The 21,382-nt window shown below is 59.7% G+C and carries 16 protein-coding genes; 6 read left to right on the top strand and 10 right to left on the bottom strand.

Going from position 1 to position 21,382, the window contains the following annotated elements; translation table 11 throughout:
• The first annotated feature begins 46 nt into the window (after positions 1-46).
• From J2Y39_RS13020 to J2Y39_RS13010, 3 genes are read left to right on the top strand one after another with little or no spacing between them, the layout of a single operon-like run.
• Positions 47-4,144 carry a neuraminidase-like domain-containing protein gene (locus tag J2Y39_RS13020; RefSeq protein ID WP_310218043.1) on the top strand — a complete coding sequence of 1,366 codons (4,098 nt, stop codon included), beginning with the start codon at positions 47-49 and terminating at the stop codon, positions 4,142-4,144.
• Positions 4,137-5,516 carry a hypothetical protein gene (locus J2Y39_RS13015; RefSeq protein ID WP_310218040.1) on the top strand — a complete coding sequence of 460 codons (1,380 nt, stop codon included), beginning with the start codon at positions 4,137-4,139 and terminating at the stop codon, positions 5,514-5,516. The genes J2Y39_RS13020 and J2Y39_RS13015 overlap by 8 nt, the downstream gene beginning before the upstream one ends.
• Positions 5,462-8,197 (top strand): hypothetical protein, encoded by a 2,736-nt coding sequence (locus tag J2Y39_RS13010; RefSeq protein ID WP_310218037.1) that lies wholly within the window; start codon positions 5,462-5,464, stop codon positions 8,195-8,197. Before J2Y39_RS13015 ends, J2Y39_RS13010 begins: the two co-directional genes overlap by 55 nt.
• Positions 8,198-8,206: 9 nt before the next feature.
• Here the strand turns inward: J2Y39_RS13010 and J2Y39_RS13005 are convergent, their stop codons facing one another.
• The 6 genes from J2Y39_RS13005 to J2Y39_RS12980 are packed head-to-tail and all read right to left on the bottom strand — an operon-like array spanning position 8,207 to position 14,905.
• Positions 8,207-9,535 (bottom strand): DUF58 domain-containing protein, encoded by a 1,329-nt coding sequence (locus J2Y39_RS13005; RefSeq protein ID WP_310218034.1) that lies wholly within the window; start codon positions 9,533-9,535, stop codon positions 8,207-8,209.
• Entirely contained in the window at positions 9,532-10,533 is a 1,002-nt protein-coding gene (locus J2Y39_RS13000) for a MoxR family ATPase (protein WP_041479813.1), read from the bottom strand. Before J2Y39_RS13000 ends, J2Y39_RS13005 begins: the two co-directional genes overlap by 4 nt.
• Positions 10,530-11,693, bottom strand: a complete 1,164-nt coding sequence (locus tag J2Y39_RS12995; RefSeq protein ID WP_310218031.1) for a DUF4350 domain-containing protein — start codon at positions 11,691-11,693, stop codon at positions 10,530-10,532. The genes J2Y39_RS13000 and J2Y39_RS12995 overlap by 4 nt, the downstream gene beginning before the upstream one ends.
• A complete protein-coding gene (locus J2Y39_RS12990) occupies positions 11,690-13,228 on the bottom strand; it encodes a DUF4129 domain-containing protein (RefSeq protein WP_310218028.1) in 1,539 nt (512 codons plus the stop codon). The genes J2Y39_RS12995 and J2Y39_RS12990 overlap by 4 nt, the downstream gene beginning before the upstream one ends.
• Positions 13,215-14,192 (bottom strand): stage II sporulation protein M, encoded by a 978-nt coding sequence (locus tag J2Y39_RS12985; RefSeq protein WP_310218025.1) that lies wholly within the window; start codon positions 14,190-14,192, stop codon positions 13,215-13,217. Before J2Y39_RS12985 ends, J2Y39_RS12990 begins: the two co-directional genes overlap by 14 nt.
• Positions 14,189-14,905 (bottom strand): RDD family protein, encoded by a 717-nt coding sequence (locus tag J2Y39_RS12980; protein ID WP_150741936.1) that lies wholly within the window; start codon positions 14,903-14,905, stop codon positions 14,189-14,191. Before J2Y39_RS12980 ends, J2Y39_RS12985 begins: the two co-directional genes overlap by 4 nt.
• A 267-nt stretch (positions 14,906-15,172) precedes the next feature.
• Between J2Y39_RS12980 and sbcB the strand changes: the two genes are divergently transcribed.
• A complete protein-coding gene (sbcB, locus tag J2Y39_RS12975) occupies positions 15,173-16,603 on the top strand; it encodes an exodeoxyribonuclease I (RefSeq protein ID WP_150637447.1) in 1,431 nt (476 codons plus the stop codon).
• 97 nt (positions 16,604-16,700) lie between these two features.
• On the opposite strand, the gene mvaT is transcribed toward sbcB, so the two are convergent.
• A complete protein-coding gene (gene mvaT / locus J2Y39_RS12970; protein WP_016773476.1) occupies positions 16,701-17,078 on the bottom strand; it encodes a histone-like nucleoid-structuring protein MvaT in 378 nt (125 codons plus the stop codon).
• 337 nt (positions 17,079-17,415) lie between these two features.
• Between mvaT and purU the strand changes: the two genes are divergently transcribed.
• The gene (purU, locus tag J2Y39_RS12965; protein WP_041479808.1) at positions 17,416-18,264 is read left to right on the top strand and encodes a formyltetrahydrofolate deformylase; all 849 of its coding nucleotides are present in this window, start codon (positions 17,416-17,418) and stop codon (positions 18,262-18,264) included.
• 81 nt (positions 18,265-18,345) lie between these two features.
• Complete coding sequence (locus tag J2Y39_RS12960; RefSeq protein WP_016773478.1) at positions 18,346-18,522, top strand: hypothetical protein; 177 nt, start codon at positions 18,346-18,348, stop codon at positions 18,520-18,522.
• On the opposite strand, the gene J2Y39_RS12955 is transcribed toward J2Y39_RS12960, so the two are convergent.
• The 3 genes from J2Y39_RS12955 to J2Y39_RS12945 are packed head-to-tail and all read right to left on the bottom strand — an operon-like array spanning position 18,506 to position 21,355.
• Positions 18,506-19,504: a lysylphosphatidylglycerol synthase transmembrane domain-containing protein gene (locus tag J2Y39_RS12955; RefSeq protein WP_310218017.1), complete on the bottom strand. Its 999-nt coding sequence runs from the start codon at positions 19,502-19,504 to the stop codon at positions 18,506-18,508. The two genes, J2Y39_RS12960 and J2Y39_RS12955, sit on opposite strands and share 17 nt — an antisense overlap.
• Entirely contained in the window at positions 19,501-20,271 is a 771-nt protein-coding gene (locus J2Y39_RS12950; protein ID WP_056787874.1) for a DUF2334 domain-containing protein, read from the bottom strand. The genes J2Y39_RS12955 and J2Y39_RS12950 overlap by 4 nt, the downstream gene beginning before the upstream one ends.
• On the bottom strand, positions 20,264-21,355 hold the full coding sequence (locus J2Y39_RS12945) for a glycosyltransferase family 1 protein (RefSeq protein WP_310218416.1): 1,092 nt from the start codon (positions 21,353-21,355) through the stop codon (positions 20,264-20,266). Before J2Y39_RS12945 ends, J2Y39_RS12950 begins: the two co-directional genes overlap by 8 nt.
• Positions 21,356-21,382: the final 27 nt, after the last annotated feature.

Here is a 21,382-nt window from a genome sequence, read left to right as displayed (position 1 = left end):
GCCTGGCGAACGTTTTTCCCCGGGCCATATTCCAAGGAGCAAGATCATGGCACTGAGTAATATTGGCGGGCTGCTGGAAAAACGTCGCTCGGCACTTCTTGAGTACTGCATCGGTCAAGTGGCCAATGATAAATACCCTTTTCTGAAAACACCTGAAGACTTGTTTGAATTGCTGCGCATGGATCCTCTGGATACTTATCAGGTCAAGAGTTCCAGAGTTGCCGAAGCGATAAGTTGTGTGCAGCAGTACATCCATGCGGTGTATCGAAAGCTGGAACCAGGATTCCGGGATCACGAGTTCGACAAGCGTCATCTGCGCGAATGGGAGATTTTCTCCAATTATCCCGACTGGACCGTGATCCACCAGATTTCATGCTATCCGGAAAACTTCGTCGTTCCATCGGTGCGATTGCGCAAAACCAATCTGTTCAAGAATCTGGAAAACAACCTGAACCAGGCCCGTCTGGACAAAGATACCGTGCAGGCGGCACTGCAGGATTATTTGCAGGCATTCGAACAAGTCTGCGATCTCGATGTGATCAGCTGTTTCATGGACGGCGTGACACCGGCCAAAGCTGATTACTACTTTCTGGGGCGGCAGCGGGTGCAGCCGTTTCAGTATTTCTGGCGTAAGGCCGAGATCGAACTGGGCGCAACCAGCGTTTCAGTCAATCCGGCGGTCTGGAGTGAATGGCAAGCCTTGGAAATCCCGACCGCCGATCAGGTGCTGGATATCCGCCCGGTGTTCTGGAATGGCCGGTTGTGTGTGGTCTGGGCCGAATGGCGGGACGCGGTAGTCGCTAGCGCAGCGGAGTCGCTCAGCCCGAGCAAACTGGTGATCAATCTGGCATTCATGAAGCAGAACGGGCAGTGGTCTGCGCCGTTGTGTGTGCACAGTTCAGAACACAAGGACGAGGGTTTGGCGAGCTCCAGACTGATTGCGACGGTGCAGGTCGATTATCTGAATCCGAAGGGCAAGTTGGGGATTTTACTGACGGGCAACCTATCTTCGCCATCCGGCAGTCTGCGGGTGCATGGTGTCTACGACGTTCTGATGCGCCCCCTTCTGGACGGTGGCGCATGGCTGGATCTGGCGCTTGAGGAGCGATTCGTCAGCAACGATACGGTTCAGCACCCACTGAACAGTCAGGTGACTGTTGTCACTCGCATAAAGACCCATGGTTCCCTGACGCCCTATCTCGACCTGCACGTTATGGCAACGCGCGCGGATGACAAAGATGTGCTGACGGTGCAGGGTTTTTGCAGCCCCACGGGCCTGGACAGCGCTCGGTTGAAAATGGAGCTGCAAATTGCAGGTCTGCCTTCTGATAGTGACCCGCCACCGATCCTCGAAGAACAGGATGCAGGCGGGGGCTGGGTAACTCAGTCGTGGACTTCCTCGCGGACGAAAGGCACCTGGCCCACGCCAGTCACGTTTTCATTCGCCTCTCCCACTTCCCCGACAGGACAGAAAGAGTTCGACCTGACGATTGTCGATCTCATGGATTTCGTCCCGCCAACTCTGCACAAGAACAGTACCGACGGGGCACAGTTTCTTTCATTCAACCAAGCTGGACTGGCGTTGAAATTCATTCGGCTCAATTCCTTGTTTGGCTCGGAACTGGTGAGATGCTCGAATATTTCCGTGGACGCCGTGCTGGACTGGTCCAACCAGTTCATTCGCGAACCGTCGCCGACCGGCGCAGAGTTCGTTGAACCACCCAATGGTGCCTTCGACGGTGCCAATGGTCTGAACTTCTGGGAGCTGTTTTTTCACCTGCCGCATTTGATCGCCACCCGGTTGCGCGACGAAGAACGCTTTCAGGAAGCGCAGAGCTGGCTGCATTACGCATTCGATCCACAGGCCACCGCAGATCCGGCCAATCCCCCGGTTCCGATCGCGAACCCGAAACCGGCGTATTGGCGTTGCCGGCCTCTGGATATCGCAACAGCACCGGGCAATCCAGGGTGGGAAATCCAGAATCCCCTTGATCCGGATGCCATTGGCTATGCCGCACCCGCACATTTTCAGATCCTGATGTTCACCGACTACGTAGAAAACCTGATGGCGTGGGGCGATTGGTATTACCGACAATTGACCCGTGACAGTCTGGTGGCCGCCAAGCTTTGCTATGTCCAGGCCGGGTTTTTGATGGGCAAGGCGCCCACTGCTGACACAGCGACTCGTTGGCAGACCGACACCGTTGAAAAACTCTTGGACAAGTGCGAATCGCGCCCCCTGCTTGAAGCGCTTGAAAAAACGCTGGATTTCAACCTGGCGGATTACCCGATCGCTTCCGATACCCCGCCGATCCTGGGTTTGTTGGCCTGCGGACCTTTTGAAGTTCCGATCAACCAATCGCTGCTCGACCTGTTTGCAAAGCCGCAGCAACGCCTTGATAACCTGCGCAACAATCTCACGATCGATGGCAAACCGCTGGACGTGTTGCTGTTCAGCCCGATGACGGATCCCAGGCAATTGCTCCGCGATCTGGCCGCTGGTAGCGCGGCCGGGCCCAGACCGATGGGGGGGCGGCTGGTGGTCAATGCGTATCGCTGGCGGGTCACGTTCGAAGTCGCGTTGCGCGGGGTACAGAGCCTGCGGGATTTCGGCAGTCTGGTGCTGCGTCTGCTTGAGCAACGCGACCGTGCCGAGCAGGAAGAATCGCAGCAGAACCATTTGCTCGAGCTGGGTCGCTATGCCGAAACGGTGCAGGAACAATCCATCGCTCAATTGGAGGCGAATGTCACAGCGTTGAAGCAGAGTCGGGCAATGGCGCAGGACCGGGCCGACGCCTATGCAATGCGTTACAGCGAAAACGTTTCGCCGATCGAATATCAGGTCATGGCCAGTCTGCAGCAGTCGAAGACATCAGCACTGCAGGCCAAAGTTGTCAGGGTGGCAGGGGGCGTCATCGCGGCGTTGCCAAAAATCTATGGTACTTCCAACGGTGGCTTCAAACCCGAACACACTTTCGATGCGGTGGCTTTCGGCCTGGAGGTTTCTTCGTCATTGCTGCAAATCGACGCCGACCGACAGGCCACCACTGAAGGTTATCGCCGTCGCCGCAGTGAGTGGGCGCTGCAACGCGATCAGGCGCTGGCGGAGGTGGGCGCAATCGATGCGCAGATCGAAGCGCAAAGCCATGCGATCAACGCGGCGAGATCCAGCCTTGAACAGACGCTCAGGGCCAACAGCCAAGCGTTGACCATGTACAACTTCCTTAAAAAACGCGCGAGCAATGCCGAGCTGTTCGGCTGGATGCTTGGCCAGCTCAAGGCTCTGCACTATCAGGCGTACGACGCAGTCGTCAGCCTGTGCCTTAGTGCTCAGGCTTCACTGGCTGCCGAAACCGGGGATTATGATGCCCCCGTCCCTTTGCCTCAGGCCTGGCTCGATCACCGTTATGGTCTGGGCTCGGGTGAACAACTGCATATGTACCTGCTGGACCAGGAGCGCAGGCGCTTGCAAAGCTACGAGCGGCGGCCGGAACTGATCAAAACCATTTCCTTGCGGCAGTTGTTCGACGACAGAATCGAGCCTCAAGAGGGCATAACCAGCTGGGCAGATGCACACGCGCAATTGATGGCAACAGGTGTGTTGGAGTTCAGACTGACCCAGTTGTTGTTCGACCGTGATCATCCTGGCCATTTCTGCCGGCAGATCAGTTCGGTGGAAGTCGATCTGCCTGTGCTGGCCGGTCCCTACGAGGATGTGCGGGCAACGTTGCTGCAGATCAGTAGCGTGACCGCGACCCGACCGACCACACAGTCTGTGCAGTATTTGCATAAGCCCACCGCAGTCGCACCTGGCGATTTGCTTTTCAATCTGCGCAGCGGTCAGCAGATCGTTTTGTCGGGCGGGCTTGCCGATAATGGCCAGACCCACCATAAACCCGACGAAGGATTGCTCAACCCGTTTGAATACACGGGTGCAGTTTCCCATTGGCGGCTGAGTTTTCCTCGCCCCCTTAATCAGCCGCAAGCTGCAATGCTCAAATCCTTGACCAATATCATTCTTCGCGTGCGGTACTCCATCAAGGCCGGCGAGCCGACGTACGTCCAAAAGGTCACAGACCTGGTGACCGAGGCTGAAAACACCTACCTGGCGCGCCAACGTAACGGAGCCAGCGATCATGAATGAGCCCGTCGTGCAAAAAAATGAAAGCCTGCTGCTCAATGGTGACTTCAATGATCGGCTCAAAGAGTGGCGTACCAGCGGTAGGGTTGGCCTGGCGAGCGAGTTTTATGATGGCGAGTTAGTCAATTTCATGGAGGTCGGTGTCGGGGCTTCGGCCACACAGGAAGTCAAAGCTCCCAAAACCCCCGGTGCACAAGCCGGTTACGAACTGACGTTTTTATGTGAACTGCGGCCCGGCGTTTCATGGTCGGGCGAATCGGGCTGGTTGCACATCCGCAAGCGCGGTGAAGTGTTGATGAGCATCGAGCTCACGGCGCAAGAAGGTCGGAATCCGGAGCTCGAAAACGCCCGACGGCTGGCGGGACAGCCGCTTGAATTCAAGCCGCGCGCGTATCAACGGTCGCTGGATCAATTGGAATTCGTGAGCGATGACGCATTGAGCTTCGAGGTCAGCGGTGTCCCTGACAACACGGGTGACAATCGTTCGGCAATCTGCATCACTCGAATCGACCTGCAACTGAAGCTTGAACCGCTGCAACTGCAGACGGTGCGACTGGATAGCGAAGATCTGCCACCAGGCCAGACGTTATACCTTTGCCTGGGCGCTTCCCTTGGCGATGACCCGAATGACTCTCTGTTCATTCCCCACGGCCTGTCTTTTATTCCGGCAGACGGCAGCGCCTGGCTGGATACGAATATCGCATTGATCATTCACGGCAACCCGATGGAGTCAGTCAAGGCGACCCCCGACTGGGGCGCCTATCAACCGCTATTGTCGCAGTGGTCGCTCGATTGCCCGGATATGCAGGAGGAAAAGGCTCATGACTTCACGATAAGTCTGGTGAACCAGTACAACGCCGAGCCTTACACGATTGACGTGTCGTTGGGGCATCACCGATTAGCGCTTCGCGAAGTACAGAGCGCGGCTTATTACCCTGTCCTGGATTGTGCGCAAAGCGTCCGTTTGGGTGTGCAGGTTCTCTCGTACTACACCGGCCAGGCGATTGATGGCAGAGAAGTCAGGTGGACGACTGCCGGGCAAGGTGTGCTGGGCACCGGCACTACCGATGAACAAGGCTTGGTCTACTTCGATTTCGTTCCTGAGCAAGCAGGCGATTTCATTCTCACAGCTTCGGTCGACAGTCCTTATTACCCAAGTGGCGAGGTGACTCTCGAGTTTTCGGTCACGGTGCTGGCGACCGATCCCTGGATGGACTTGCGTTGCGTTGTCGAAGGGCAGGTAACCCAGTGGAGCGCGACCGGTTATCCCAATCGCGGCACTGATTACCCCTTCATTGTGCGCTGCCCGCCGACAGCCCTTTGCTGGCGACTGATCTATCGCTGCACTGGAGCGGCGTCGGGCATGAAGAGCTGAAGGTCACGGTCAACCCGCCACTCCAGCAACCGGTCGCTTTCGATGGGGACGATAGTCTCTGGACGCTGGCCTGCGAGGACTGGCTGGACGGTCGCTTCGAACTGTCATTGGTCTGCTCGAAGCTGTTACTGCCATCGCCGCGTAAACCCATGTCGCTGGCGCGCAACAAGGTCAGGATCGCTGACACGCGCGGCCCGAATATTTCACCGGTTGTCGAGGACTCCGAAAAGACGTTGATGCGGGTGCAGGTGGTGCATGTCACTGACAAAGGTGCCGGTGAGCCAGTGATTGATGCGATCGTCGACTGGCAAACCCCCGAGGGCATTGTCGAGTCTCGTACCGGCAGTGGGGGCTGGGCCAGCCTGTATTACCGACCGTTGACGGCTTTGAGCAACGAGACGATTACCGCCAGTGTGAGTGCCTACGAAGGCGGGCCGGCAGATGAACACTCATTTTCGGTCACGGCGTTTGCACGAGACGAATGGAAGGACAAGGTCAGCATCACGTTTGATGCCGTTCCGATTGCCCATGACGGAATCGCATGCAAGCGCGGCCAGAGGCATATCCTGACGGTCCGGGCATTAGCGGGCAGCCCGTTGATTGGCGAGGCAATTACGCTCGGATGGCGGAACGAAAATCCAGAGAACGGTCTGGCGGTGAGCGACCTTGACGTACCGAGAATATTGCGCGAAGGGGAAGATCTGAGTTGGTTGTTCAGCTCTGATCGTATCGAAAGTACCAGCAGTATTTTCGAGGTGAGTTTGCGCACCGACACTCTCACGAACAAGGATTTTTCTTGCCGACTGTTATCACCTGACCTCCATGAAGAAATGACCGTGGTCCTGGATCAGATGACCGATCTCAGGGGCCAGCCACTCTTTCCGTGTATCGGCGCTGTACATCGCTATATCTTCCGCACCAATGCGCTAAGCCCTTTAGTGGGTATTGCCATGGATCTGGTATGGAGTGGAAGCCCGGGGGCAGAGCTCGGAATCGAATTGAGTCCACCCCGCGGAAGCGAAAATTTTGTGGATGACAGCGGGTTTATCTGGACGCTGGACTGTTCAAAAAGTACCAAACCCGGTGTCTTCGCACTTCGGTTCGTTATCGATACCCATGGTTTCAGCGACATCAATACGATGACCTTGGGCCACAATAAAATCACTATCGAAGACGTCCGTGCATCTGCGGTGGATCCGGTCATTGGGCAGGATCCTGCGTGGATGTGGCTGAAGGTACGCTCCCCTTATCGTCCCGACCTCGCTCTGGATCAAGTGCCTGTTCAATGGACAGGCGACGGCAGCACCGAAGAGCACAGGACGGCTGCCGACGGCTGGAGTGGTTTTCCCTTTGCGCCAGCCACTGCAGGTGAACATGTGGTGACAGCGGCGGTTATCAGCCCTTATGACCGTTTTGAAGAGCGCCGAACCATGAAGGTTCTAGCCCTGGAAGGGGATCCCTGGGCCGGATTTGAATACAGTTTCGACTCCCAACCGTTTCAGCCACTGGGTCAAAGCGCTGAGTTCCCTCGGCGCAAGGGGCAGCACCAATTGCGCGTGAGTGCCCCGGCGGGCAGCGCGTTGTTTGACCAGCACCTGACGCTGGGCATGACCGGCACCGGGCCGACGGAATTGGGCATGCGCTTCGAGGAGCCACGTCTGGGTGACCCCAGGCTTTTCTCGAGCGCTGGAATGACCTATCGGTTCAACGCGGGCGACCTCAAGGACGGGCGTTTCGGCCTGCGCTTTTCCTCGGCGCGGTTGGCCAGGCTTTCTCCGGTTATTGCAATGTCGCTGGGGCAAGGCGCGCAGGTGGTAAAAATTGCGGATCGTTCACGCAGCAGTCAGACGCTGTTTTGGGGCGAGGCTGTATCTGAGCAGATCACCATTGTGTCGGGCATCAGTGGCAGACCGATGGTGGGGATGAAGGTTGTCTGGAGCAGTCCGGATCTTGGTGAGGTGACCACCACTACCAACTTCTACGGTGAAGCGCGGATACGGTTTGTGCCGACAACACCGGGTGCGGCGCAACTGACCGCCACGGTGGGCGATGCGCTGTATTCGGAGTCGATTTCTTTACCGTTTGTTCTGCACGAGCCCCGGGAGATCAAGGAACTGATCAGCGCTGATCCGAGCGGGTATCCGGGGCAGGTGATGACCGCGCAAGTCCTGGTCGTTTCAGCCAGTACCGCGCAACCCTTGGCCAATGTCGAAGTGATGTGGGAGTACGACCGCACCTCGCTGCCGACAACCCTGACGGATGCCGAAGGCAAGGCAACGGCGCGCATTGTCTTGGGAGGAGCAGGCGAGGCTGCATTGCGGGCGTCGGTAAAGGGTGGTTTGGCTGGCTGGGTGGTAAAAACGCTCTGGTTGACCGTCACTGAGTGTCCAGCAGCGGTGGAATCCGTTGTTGCGTCGCCTAATCCGGTTCCCTTGCAGAACTACGTCTCCATGACCGCGCTGATTGTGGCCAAGGAGGGGCGAGAGCCCATGCCCAGACGGAAAATCCTTGTTTCCACTAATGGAGCACCGTTCACTGAGTCGTTTACCGATCACAAAGGGCGATACCAGGCTCACTGGCGGCCGATGAACCTTACGGAGCAGATTTCGCTGGTCGTCAAAGTAGAAAACAGCGACGGCACTTCGGACAGCGGCGCTGTGTATGTTGCAGTCACCAACTGATCGAAGCTGTCAGATCGCAGCGGTCTTTTTCCAGCTCATGTAATTTGTCACCAGTCCGGCCCCCAACTCGGCGGGCCGAACATCCATCACTGCAACGCCATGAGCAGTCAGCCGCTCATGGAGTTGCGAGCGGGCATTGAGAAAATCGATGGTGCCGCAGTAGGCGAGTGCCTCGGGCAACGTTTGCACCGTGGTCTGGCGCAATGTATCCAACGCCTGTTCACGCAGGCTCGCCACCAGCACCCGATGTTGTGCGCTCAGGCGTTTGACTGCGGCCAGCAGTTGCTCGTCTTCATCGCGCAAATTGGTTACCAGCACTACCAGCGCCCGGCGCTTTTGGCGGGCCAATAGCTGGTTGGCGGCAGCCTGATAATCGGCGGGGCGCTGAGTGCTCTCGAGGTCATAAACAGCGTTGAGCAGGACATTCAGTTGGCCGCTGCCTTTAACCGGCGCGACATGGCGCGGCTTATCACCGGCAAAGGTACTCATGCCCACCGCATCCCCTTGGCGCAACGCCACATAACTGAGTAACAGGCAGGCATTGAGCGCGTGATCGAAGTGCGACAGCTCACCGTCCTGGCTGCGCATCTGCCGGCCGCAGTCGAGCATGAAAATGATCTGCTGATCTCTTTCGTCTTCGTACTCGCGGGCAATCGGTGTGCGCTGGCGGGCGGTGGCTTTCCAGTCGATCTGGCGCAGGCTGTCGCCCTCGCGAAATTCGCGCAACTTATGGAATTCCTGACCCTGACCGCGACGTTGTCGCTGGCGCACGCCGAGCTGGCTGAGCCAGTTGTCGACGGCGCGCAACTCGCCGCCGTAAAGCCGGGCGAAGTCCGGGAAGACGCGGGTCTCGTCGCGGACGCTGAGCAGGCGTTTGCCGGACCATAATCCCAAAGGGCTGGGCAGGTTGACTTCGCACTGTTCGAAGCTGAAATGCCCGCGTTCGAGAGGACGCAGACGGTAGCTGATCTGGCTGACATGGCCGGGTTGAAGCTCGACAAGCATCGGCAGATGTTCAAACGCCAGGCCGTCGGGAACGTGGTCGAAGAGTCCAATGGCCAGTGGCTCGGCAAATTCATGGGCCACCTCCAGCTTCACCTCCGCCCAGCGCCCCAATGCCAGGCTGCCGGGCATCTGTCGCTTGATGCGCGGCGAGGGCAGGCTTCTGAGGCGCAGCGCGTCAATAACTGCCAAGGCCAGCAGCGCCAGGAGCAAACCCCAGTTGATCGAAATCAGGCTGGACGGGAGGTCGATCTGCAACGCCTGCAACGCGCCGAGCACGATACTGACAACCACCAGCAGGGCCAGCCAGATCAGCAGCAGCCGAGACGGTTTCACAGGCGCGGCGCCGGCACTTGATCGAGCAATTGCGTGAGCACCTGATCGACCTGCAGGCCTTCGATATCCAGCTCCGGCGCGATGCGCACGCGATGACGCAACACCGCCAGCGCGCAGCCTTTGATGTCATCCGGGATTACAAACTCGCCGCCGCGCAACAACGCCCGGGCACGGGCACAGCGAACCAATGCAATCGAGGCGCGTGGCCCGGCGCCGAGAGTCAGCCCCGGCCAGGTGCGCGTGCTGCGCGCCAGGCGCACGGCGTAATCGAGGACCTGATCGTCCAGCGGCAAGTCACTGGCGATGCGCTGCAAGGCTTGAACATCCTTGGCTTGCAACACCGTGCGCAGCGGTTGCACATCGAGCATGTCGGCGCGGGTCGAACGACAGACCTGACGGACCATGTTCAGCTCCTGATCGGCGTCGGGGTAATCCATGCGCACCTTGAGCATGAAACGGTCAAGCTCGGCTTCCGGCAGTGGATAGGTGCCTTCCTGTTCGATCGGATTCTGCGTCGCCAGCACCATGAACGGTTGCGCGATGGGCAGGGCGCGACCTTCGAGCGTCACCTGGCGCTCCTGCATGGCTTCGAGCAGCGCTGCCTGGGTTTTCGCCGGCGCGCGGTTGATCTCGTCGGCCAGCAGCAGGTTGGTGAACAGCGGGCCTTTGCGCAACTTGAACTGCTCGGTCTGCAAGTCATACACGGCGTGACCGGTGACGTCGCTGGGCATCAGATCAGGGGTGAACTGGATGCGCGCGAACTCGCCGCCGAAGCATCGCGCCAGTGCCCGCACCAGCAAGGTCTTGCCCAGGCCGGGCACGCCTTCAAGCAGCACGTGGCCGCCGGCAATCAGCGCGGTCAGGACAGCGTCGACCACCGCATCCTGGCCAATCAGCGCCTTGTTCAATTCGTTGCGCACCGCTTGCGCCAACTGGCTGGCACGCTGGCGCTGCTGGGCGGCGTGCGTCGCGCTGCCGGGCTCGATCTGTTCAGTCATAACGCGTTCCTCAAGGTTTGCAGATGAGCGACCTGACGGCTGAATTCGGCGCTGGACAAACGCTGCTTCGGTCGTGGGCTCAGGGCCTGGCTGATGGCGCGGGTGGGTTGCCGGGTCAGACGCGATAACGCCAGCCATTGTTCGGCGACATTCAATTGATCGAAACCGGGATGGCGGCGGCGCGCGCGGCGCAGGATGTCTTGTTGCAAGGCTTGGAGCAGCGCCTGCTGGCCGTTGTGGCGCAGGAGGAAATCGGCACTGGCACGCAGATGCTCCAGCAGTTGGCGGCGACCCGCTGGCGCCGGCATTTGCACCGGGCCGTGACGCACGCCGGCCTGCCACAACCACAGGCCGATCAAGGCGAGCAGGGCGACGATGGCCTGCGCAAAGTAGCGCCAGAGCAACGTCCACAGACCATCGTGTGCAGTGTTGTAAACCAGCGTGACGTCGGTGTCGGCGCTCAGATACCAGAGCAGCCAGGCGTTGTCGTATTTGCCGATAGCCGGGGTTTTCCACAGCTCGGCATCGGTGACCACGGTGATCGTGCCGAGGCCGTACACCCGTTGCATCATGTGCGTGGCTTTGGCGCTGTTGGCCCAGGCTTGCGCGACATTGTTCGGGTCGTCGAGGTGGAAGTCGGTGTCGAAACCGGCGTAGGCCGGCGCGTCTTCATCTTCCAGATACAGTTTGGTCAGTTTCGGGAAGCGGTCCTTTTCCCCGTCCTCGGGAGGATCTTTCAATTCCTTGCTCAGCGATTGGTGCAGTTGCACCTTATCGAGCAGCAGATCATTACTTTGCCCGGTTTGCGCATCCCACAACGATTCGGCGACGAACACCAGACGTCCTCCGGCGCGAGTCCAGTTCAGCACCTGATCGACTTCACGCGGCGTCATCCGGGCGCGCTCGCCGAACAGCAACAAGGTGTGGCTGTGCGGATCAATCTGCGGCAGCACCGTCAAGGTCTCGGCGTGGCTGACCGCGAGGCCGCGCTCGCGCAGGAACATTTCCGCCGCCAGATAAGGATTGGCTTGCGCGGCAGGCGAGGGGCCGTGATCGATGACTTCCTGATAAGGACGGGCTTTGAGGTAGAGGAACAGACTCAAGCCGCCAAGCAGCAAAAACGCCAGCGCAGCCAACGACCCGCCAATGCGCCGGTTCAATGCCCGGACCCTTTGCTGAACAATTCACGCCAGCCGTTACACAGCTCTGCTTGCAGGTGCGCGGCTGGAAGTCGGTGCCCGTAGGCCATGTTCTGCCAGTGAACAGTGAGGTTGCGGCTGTAGGCGAGCAGGTCCGGGCGTTGCAATTGCTCGATGCGGTTGAGGATCTGGCTCTCGGTGTCGGCGGCTTTGAGCGTCAGGTTGAAATCATGCAGCAGATGGCTGAGCAGGCCGCGATAGAGCAGGCCCAGCGCGGCGCGAGGTTCGCTCAGCCACAATTGTTCGGCACTGGCGGCGATGTCATCGGGAAGGGTTTCACGGTTCAGATCCAGCCCGAAGACGTGTGGCGGCGCCGGTGGTTTGCTGCGCGAGGGCAGGTTCGGGCGACGACTGACGAAGGCCCGGAGAAATTCGCGATAACGCCAGACCAGCCAGCCCAGCGCGGCAATCAGCGCGCCCCACAACAGCACTTCAATCACGTTCGCCAAGGCATCAAGGTGTCGACCGTCGAGCCAACCGAGAAGGGTTTTCAGCCACTGCGGAGCCTCACCCGGTTGCGCGTCCTTGGCCGGGCTTGCCGGGTCGTCTCCGAAGCGATAGCGGGTGACGCTTTCCTTGTTCTTGAACGGCGGTTGTTCGAGCAGCGACTGGATGCTGTCGCGCGATGCCTGACTGGTCAGCGGCTGATTGAGCAACCGTGGAGCATCCGGCGTATCGCTGGCCCATACCGGTTGCAGGTTCGGCAGCAGCAGACACGCCGCCAGCAACACACCGAGCACGCTGCTGTTCAAACGCTGGCGCAAACGGCGGAAAACCAGCTCGATGTCCCAGGCTTCCAGTTGCGTGCGACGGTTCAGGTACAGGCTGAAGCCGCAGGCGACATACACCGGTCCCCAGGCCACCAGGATCAGCGCATAAAAAACGTTGGTCAGGTGCTCCAGCCAGCGCCAGTCCTGATCGGCGGCGAGCAGCAGCGACTGCCAGTCCCAGTCGGTCTCGATCTGCTGCGGCAAGAGCATGTAGAACAGCAGCATCAAGCCGATCCACAGTGCGGTTTCCAGATGCACGCCGATAATCGTCAGCCATTGCGCGGCGCCACCGTTGCGTTGCAGCAGCACCTGCAGACGTTGTTGTCTGGCCTCGCCGTCGAGCCCTTCGAGTTGGGTCACTGGCAGCACAAAGCTGCGACTCAGGCTCAGCCGTCGCCAGGTCAGACTGGCCAGCAGTTGCGGCTTGAGCAGGCGCGGCCACTCGCGCAAGGCTTGTCTGAGGGTTGGCGTTTCACCGAACAGCGCTTTGGAGAGGATGTACAGCGGCAGGCGTTCGTAGGCCGGTTTCAGCCACCAGAAAATGAACACCGCCAGTGATGGCCAATCCCACAGCAACAGGCTGAGCAGGGCGAACAGCGGCAGGGTGACGATCGCCCAACTGGTCATCAACAACCGGCGATGCTGCTGGCTCATCAACACGCCCAGGTCCATGGCTTCCCAGGTCGTGCGCGGGCGGATCACTACGCTGGCGTCACTCAGGCGCATGACGAATCCTTCCGGCCAACGACAGATAAACCGCGACGGCCAACCATAGCGCGGCGCCGACTGCGTATTTGGTCAGCGGCGTGACACTGGTTTTCGACGACCAATAAGCCTCGATGAATGCTGCGATCAACAGGAACAACATCGCCCCACACACCAGCAACACGCTTTTGCGTGCGGCCAGACGCAGCGCCTCGCCCCATGTCAGACGTCCGGGGGCGATCAGTGCCCAGCCCAGCTTCAGGCCCGCCGCGCCGGCGAGGGCTATGGCGGTCAGTTCGAACGCACCGTGACCGATCACGAACGACCAGAAGGTCTGGCCGAAACCGATCTCGCTGAGATGCCCGGCCACCGCGCCGATGATCATGCCGTTGTAAAGCAGGAAAAAACCGCTGCCCACACCCATCAGCAAACCGCTGGCGAATGTCTGAAAGGCGATGCCCGTGTTGTGCATCACGTAATAGCCGAACATTACCCAGTCTTCGCTGGCCGCCCGTTCCGCCGAGCGGCCGAGGTGGCCGGCAACGGGGTCGTACATGCCTTGCATCTCGCGCACCTGTTCGGCCGGGATCAGGTTGTAGATCAGTTCCGGGAACAGATAAACCAGCACGCCAAAACCGATCAGGCTGCCGAAAAACAACAGGCTGGCGGCCGCAACGAAGCGCCATTGTTCGCGCACCAGTCGCGGGAAGTCGGCGAGGATAAAGCTGATGATTTGCGCCCCGAGCCGACTGCGATGCCGATAGAGCTGTTGATGGCCGCGCAGCACTTGTTGTTGCAATGAATCGATCAGAAAACTGCTGTAGCCGCGCGCCTGGGCCAGAGCCAGATGTTGGCAGAGACGCCGATAGGCCTTGGGGAAATCGCTGACTTGCGGCGTCTCCTTGCCTTGTTCGAGGCGTTCGAGCGCCACGGCGAAGCGCTCCCATTCGGCCTTGTGGCGACTTTCGAACAGGCTCTGCTTCATGGGGTCGGCCCCAACAGGCCGCGCGCGATGCCGTTGAGTTCAGACACGGCTTTGGGCGCAGAGATGTGCAGCGGCTGCGCCAGCAATGCCGCCAGCTCGTTGATCCGTGCGGGAGAGAGCTCGGCCTGACGCTCGGCGAAACCGAGTACCGCGCGTTGTTCACTCAAGGTCAGTGGAACGGGGCAGCGGCGAGGTTCAGCGTCAGGCAGTTGCGGGCGGCTCAGCGGGCGTTCGCTGTAAACCACCAAGGTGCCGGCGGCAATGTCGCCGAGGCGTTTGAAGGTTGGGTGTTGCAGGCAACTGAGCGCACCGAGGAAATAGCCGAAGGGCAGTAGATCGACAAAGCGCAGCAGGTTGCGCAATAGCGAGGCCGACCAGCCGATCGGCGTGCCGTCATCGTGCACCACGCGCAAACCCAGCCATTGCTTGCCCGGCGAACGGCCCTGACGCAGCACCTCGAACAGCACCATGTACCACCAGCTGATGGCAAACAGCAGCAAGGAACCGAGGCCCATGCCGAGCTTGCCGAGAAATGCCAGCGCGATAAACAGCACGCCGAGGATCAAGCCGCGAATGCCTAGATCGATGGCAAACGCCACGGCGCGCACCATCAACCCGGCGGGGCGCAGTGGCAGGTCGATGCCTTCCGGCGTTTCGACCTGATGCCGGGTATCCAGCGGTGCTTTCCTTCGCGGTGCTGTGGGCTCGAGCATGGGCTACCTGATGTTCGCCTGTTCGGGATGCAAGTGCGCCTGATGCTAGCAGCCTCTCGGGTGTGGGAGCGAGCCTGCTCGCGAATGTGGTGGATCAGTCAGCCTATGTGCACCTGACGGAAAGCCTTCGCGAGCAGGCTCGCTCCCACAAGGGCAATGCATTCCAGTTGTAGGAATCTGGAGAAATTGCTGTTCGAGGGCGACCAGGCTGGCCGTGGCAACCCTGAAACGCCTAGACTTCGCCGATCTTCTGTTCAGGATTCGCCCGTGACTTCAATCTTCTGGTACGACTACGAAACCACTGGCATCAATCCGCGCAACGACCGTCCGCTGCAGGTGGCCGGGATTCGCACTGACCACGCGCTCAACGAAATCGACGAGCCGGTCAATCTCTATTGCCAGCCCAGCGAGGACATCCTGCCGCACCCGGCGGCGTGCGCGATCACCGGCATCACCCCGGGCCAGCTCGCTGAAAAAGGCTTGAGCGAAGCCGATTTCATGACCCGCGTGCATGCGCAACTGGCCGCTCCGGGGACCTGTGGCGCCGGTTACAACACCTTGCGTTTCGACGACGAAATGACCCGCTACAGCCTGTATCGCAATTTCTTCGACCCCTATGCCCGTGAATGGCAGGGTGGCAACAGTCGCTGGGATCTGATTGATGTGGTGCGCGCCGCTTACGCATTGCGCCCCGATGGTCTGGTCTGGCCGACCGATGATGAAGGCCGCGTGACCCTCAAGCTCGAACGTCTCACGGCGGCCAACAATATCGATCACGGCCATGCCCACGAGGCGCTGTCGGATGTGCGCGCCACCATCGCGTTGGCGCGGCTGATTCGCGAGAAACAACCCAAGCTCTACGAGTGGCTGTTCCAGTTGCGCAGCAAACAGAAGGTGATGGATCAGATCCGCCTGTTGCAGCCACTGGTGCATGTGTCCGGGCGTTTCTCGGCGGCGCGCAGTTATGTCGGCGTGGTGTTGCCGCTGGCCTGGCACCCGAAAAATCGCAACGCCTTGATCGTCTGTGATCTGCATCTTGATCCGCAGGGGTTGCTGGACCTCGATGCGCAAGCCTTGCGTCAGCGTCTTTATACCCGTCGCGATGAGTTGGCCGAAGGTGAGTTGCCGGTGCCGCTCAAACTGATTCATATCAATCGCTGCCCGGTTGTAGCGCCGCTGGCGGTATTGCGCGCACAAGACCAGCAGCGCCTTGGGCTGGACATGGCGCTTTATCATGAGCGGGCAGTGCGACTAACTGACGCACAACAAGTCTGGAAAGATAAAGTCGCGGCGATTTATGCCAGCGAAGATTTCACGCCCAACGAAGATCCCGAGCAGCAGTTGTACGATGGATTTATCGGTGATCGAGATCGTCGTTTATGCGAACAAGTTCGAACGGCGGATCCTGCGCAGTTGGCGCAAGAGCAGTGGCCTTTCGATGATGAACGTTTGCCTGAATTACTTTTTCGATATCGAGCACGCAACTTTCCGGACACCCTGGACGTGGCCGAGCAAGAGCGCTGGAAATTATTTTGTCAGCAACGCCTGACGCAACCTGAGGCCGGTGCGCCGAATACCGTGCAGTCATTTATCGAGGCGGCAGAGCAATGGTCGCTTAGTGCGTCACCGATGCAGCGAGAGGTACTCAATGACTGGCAGAATTATGTACAGGCATTACGCAAACGTTTGAATCTGTGAAATCGAACATACCCGTAATTAATCTGCGGGCATAAAAAAACGCCAGCGCTAGCTGGCGTTCTTTTGTTCGCGGATCGCTCTGCGAAGGTGTTGCGGCTTAGCCCAGCAGGGTAGCCCAGCCTTCAACCACGTCGCCGCCCCACTTGGCTTTCCACTCTTTCAGAGTCTTGTGGTTGCCACCTTTGGTTTCGATGACTTCACCGTTGTGCGGGTTTTTGTATTGCTTAACTTTGCGTGCACGCTTGGTGCCGGTAGTTTTCACTGCGCCGCCGCGTGGAGCCTTGGATTTGGCTTCCGGATCCAGCAGCGCGATGATGTCACGCAGGGACTTGGAGTATTCACCCATCAGCGTGCGCAGTTTGCCTTCGAATTCCAGTTCGGCTTGCAGTTTGTCGTCTTCGGACAGGTTCTTCAGACGGGCTTGCAGCTCTTTGATGGCTTCTTCGGTGGCGCGATATTCGTTGATCAAGGACATGAGTACTACCTTTTGTAGAATGCTGAATGACAGGGGACAGTGCCGCAATAATAGTCAGGCTGTTTCATCAAGTAAACATTTAGATCGGCTTTTTATTTAAATGAGTTACAGGAATTAGCCGCGCTTTGAATGTTCCGTTAAATAATGTGATGCAGTCAGCACAGATATTTACAGTTGTCTGACAAAAGCCCCGCTAAAGCGTCACTGTCTTGACGTAAGACCTGCGCCAGAAAGCCGTTTGACCATGCTTTGTCCCACCCGGCGCGTATGCGTACTGCAGTTTTCCTGCGCAGTCGCTAGAATGGCGGCCTTTGTGAAGTTCTGGAGTTTCCCCCTCATGCGCACTTTTCGGCTGGTGATCTCTTGCCCGGACCGCGTTGGCATCGTTGCCAAAGTCAGTAATTTTCTGGCCTCTCATAATGGCTGGATCACCGAAGCGAGCCACCACTCTGACAATCAAGTGGGCTGGTTCTTCATGCGTCACGAAATCCGTGCCGATTCCCTGCCGTTCGGTATTGAAGAGTTGCGCGAGAAGTTCGCGCCGATCGCCGAAGAGTTCTCGATGGACTGGCGCATCACCGACACCGAGCAGAAAAAACGCGTGGTGCTGATGGCCAGCCGCGAATCCCACTGCCTGGCCGACCTGCTGCACCGCTGGCACAGCGATGAACTGGATTGCGAAATCGCCTGCGTGATCTCCAACCATGACGACCTGCGCAGCATGGTCGAGTGGCACGGCATCCCTTACTACCACGTGCCGGTCAATCCGCAGGACAAGCAGCCAGCATTCGACGAAGTATCGAGGCTGGTCAAACAGCACGACGCCGAAGTGGTGGTGCTGGCGCGCTACATGCAGATCCTGCCGCCGGACATGTGCCGCGAATACGCGCACAAAGTCATCAATATTCACCACAGCTTCCTGCCATCGTTCGTCGGCGCCAAGCCGTATCATCAGGCGTCGCTGCGTGGTGTGAAGCTGATCGGCGCGACCTGCCACTATGTCACTGAAGAGCTGGACGCCGGCCCGATCATCGAGCAGGACGTGGTGCGTGTCAGCCACAGCGACAGCATCGAAGACATGGTGCGTTTCGGCCGTGACGTCGAGAAGATGGTGCTGGCCCGTGGTCTGCGTTATCACCTGGAAGACCGCGTGCTGGTGCACGGCAACAAGACGGTTGTGTTCTGATCGAGCACGACACGCTTGAAAAACCAGGGGCCTGGGCGTTGAATCGCTCAGGCCCTTGTCATTTGAGCCCGAGGAAAAGTCATGAGCGATCCGCTGGACAAAGCCACTTCCAAAGCGCCCGCCACTCTCGGCGAGGGTTGCCTGAGTCGTTACGACCCGGATGACATGAGCCCGGACGACGGCACCGAATTCCCCGGTGCCGCCGAGCTTTGGGAGCAGCTCCAGCAAGAGCAGGACGAACCTAAGAAGCCTGCCTGACGTTCATCAACTTCTTCAGCAACGGCTTGCCCAGCATCAACACGAACACCGGGCCGCCAACCAGCAGATAGAAGTAATACGTCACCACGCGCCAGATCAGGATCGCCGCCGCTGCGGTGGATTTGCCCACCATCGGCGCGAGCAGCGCAGCCGAGGTCAGCTCTGCCGCACCGGCACCGCCGGGTAACAGACTGAACTGGCCGGCGCCCAGCGAGAGCATCTGCACCAGAAAGCTCCACGCCCACTGCAAATCCGCGCCGAGCCCGCGCAGGGCCAGATACAGCACGCTGTAGCGCAGCAGCCAGTGCACGCAGGTCAGGGCGAACACCTGAACCAGCGTCTGCCAGGGCAACTTCAAGGTATCGGTAAACGCTGCGAGAAAGTGCAGCAACTTGCGCGCCCAGCGTCGACGAGTGCGTGCCGTCACGTTCATTCCTGCCAACAGCCGCCCGCTCAGGCGAATCAACGCTCGGTGATAACGCGCGATCAACACGCAACTGAACAACCCCCCAAACAACGAAACGGCGCTGACGGTCAGCAGCCACTCGAGGCGATCGCTCAGGTGCTGGAACAGCGCATAGATCAGAATCCCGCTGAGTGCGCAGAGAAAGAACAGCAGATCGCTGAGCTGATCCATGGCAAACACCGCGCTGCCCCGCGCCGGACGCACGCCGCACCGGGCGAGCAATGCCATGATCGTCAGCGGTCCGCCACTACCGCCGGGCGTGGCGCAGTACGCGAACTCGGCCGCCATCACCACGCCGAGGCTTTTCAAGGGCGCGACTTTTTCTCGCTGGTCGGCGAGCAACAAACGCAAGCGCAGCGTATTGATCCCCCAGCAGAGCAGAATCATGCCGAACATGATCAACAGCCAGTTCAGCGGAAAACTGCGCAGGCGCGACCAGGTCTCGCCGCCGCCGAGCAGTACCGGAATCAGTACCGCCGCCAGCAGGCCGATCAGCAACAACAGGCTGCGCTTCATGCTGCGCGTTCCAGCTGACCGCGCTGTCGGGCCAGCCAGTCGATCTTGGTCAGCGGCACGCGTCCCTCCGCCAGCAGGCGTTGCAGCGTGTGCAACCAGTAATCGCGAGAAAAGCGGTGACGCATGTCCACCGGATGCAGGCCCAGACGAATCACCGATGCCTCGCGCCAGCGCTGTTCACGCTGGTCGCTGACGATTTTCGACAAGCCACGACGCCAGGCACTGCGCGCACTCCACACCAGCCCCGGTGCATCTATGGCGCTGAAGTCGGGCAAGCGATAAAGATGCTGCGGATCGCTGGTGTAACTGAGCGGTAATTCGCGCAAGGCCTGGCGGGTGCCGTCGCTCATCAGCCAGGCCGGGGCGACGAAACCCTGCACCGGCCAGTCGAAGCGCTGAAACATGTCCAGACCTGCGTGCAGGCGGGCAAGGGCAGCTTCGCGGGACAGGCGGTAAAACTCGCCTTCGTGGGTGTAGACCCGGCGCATGAACCAGTCGCGCGGGGTGTTTGGCATGGGTTCCTGATCGTCGTGGTAGTAGCCGTGCAGCGCCAGTTCATCGCCTCGGGTGACCCTGGCATCGAGCACTCGGCGAAACGCCGGGTTGGCGTCAAGGGCATCGTGGCGATGGAAATCCGGCACCACCAGCCACGTCATCGGCACATCACCCAAGGCATCGACAGCCTCGACGAAGGGCTGGTAATCCGCCCACGTCGAGGGCGCCACATCATGCAACACCAGGCAAACAGCTTTCATTTCTTCAACCATTGGCCACCCGTGGCAGCGTATGGCCGAGCACGGCGTGATAGTGGCTGAGCAGGCTGTCGACCACGGTGTCCCAGGCATAATGCCGTTCGACGTGCTGGCGCGCCTGTTGACCGAGGCGGGCGCAGCCGCGACTGAACAGCTCGCGCACGGCATTGGCCATGGCCTGCGGATTATTCGGTGCGCAGAGCAGGCCGCAGGAATCTTCGACGATCTCTTCAAACGCCCCGGCCGCCACCGCCACCACGGGAATGCCGCAGGCCATGGCCTCAAGGATGACCAGGCCGAAGGTTTCCTGGTCGCCGGCATGCAGCAGCGCATCGGCGCTGGCCATCAGCCGCGCGACTTTCGGCGCCGGGCAGAATTCGTCGATGACGCTGACGTTGTCCGGCACCGCCGCAGGCATCGACGAGCCGACCAACAACAAGTGATAACGCGGACCAAGGCGCTGCATGCACTTGAGCAGCACCGGCAGGTTTTTCTCCTTGGAACCGCGCCCGGCAAAGATCAGCAGGCGCGTGTCTTCGGCAATGCCCAGCTCGGCCCGCAGCCCGGGGTCGCGGGCGTCGGGATGGAAGGTGTGCAGATCCACGCCCAGCGGTTGCACATGGACATTGCGTACACCAAGCCCGATGAGCTTGTCGGCCATGACCTGGCTCGGCGCGAGAACGCGGTCGAAATTGCCGTACAGACGAGTCACGTAAGCCTCGACATTCGGTGTGACCCAATGGCCCATGCGATTGCCCGCCAGCAGCGGCAGATCCGAGTGATAAAAGCCGATCACCGGAACGTCCAGCTGCCGCCGCGCATCCAGCGCTGCCCATGCGGTGAGGTAGGGATCGCCGACTTCGATCAGATCCGGCTGCAGATCCTGCAGGACGTTTCGCCATGGCGCCAGCCGCAGCGGGAAGCGATAGCCTTTGCCAAAGGGCAGGGCGGGCGCTGGAACCGTATAAATGCCGTCATGTTCACCCAGTCTCGCGCCGGGGATCAGCAGGCTGTGGCGAATGGCGTTGCGCTCGCCAAGGCGACGGTGTTTGGCATCCAGATAAGTCCGCACGCCACCGCTGGCCGGGGCGTAGAACATGGTGATGTCGGCGATATGCACGGTGAG

This window comes from Pseudomonas sp. 2957 (assembly GCF_031456345.1).
Classification (GTDB): Bacteria; Pseudomonadota; Gammaproteobacteria; order Pseudomonadales; family Pseudomonadaceae; genus Aquipseudomonas; species Aquipseudomonas siliginis.
This window is presented reverse-complemented; position numbering and strand designations above follow the sequence as displayed.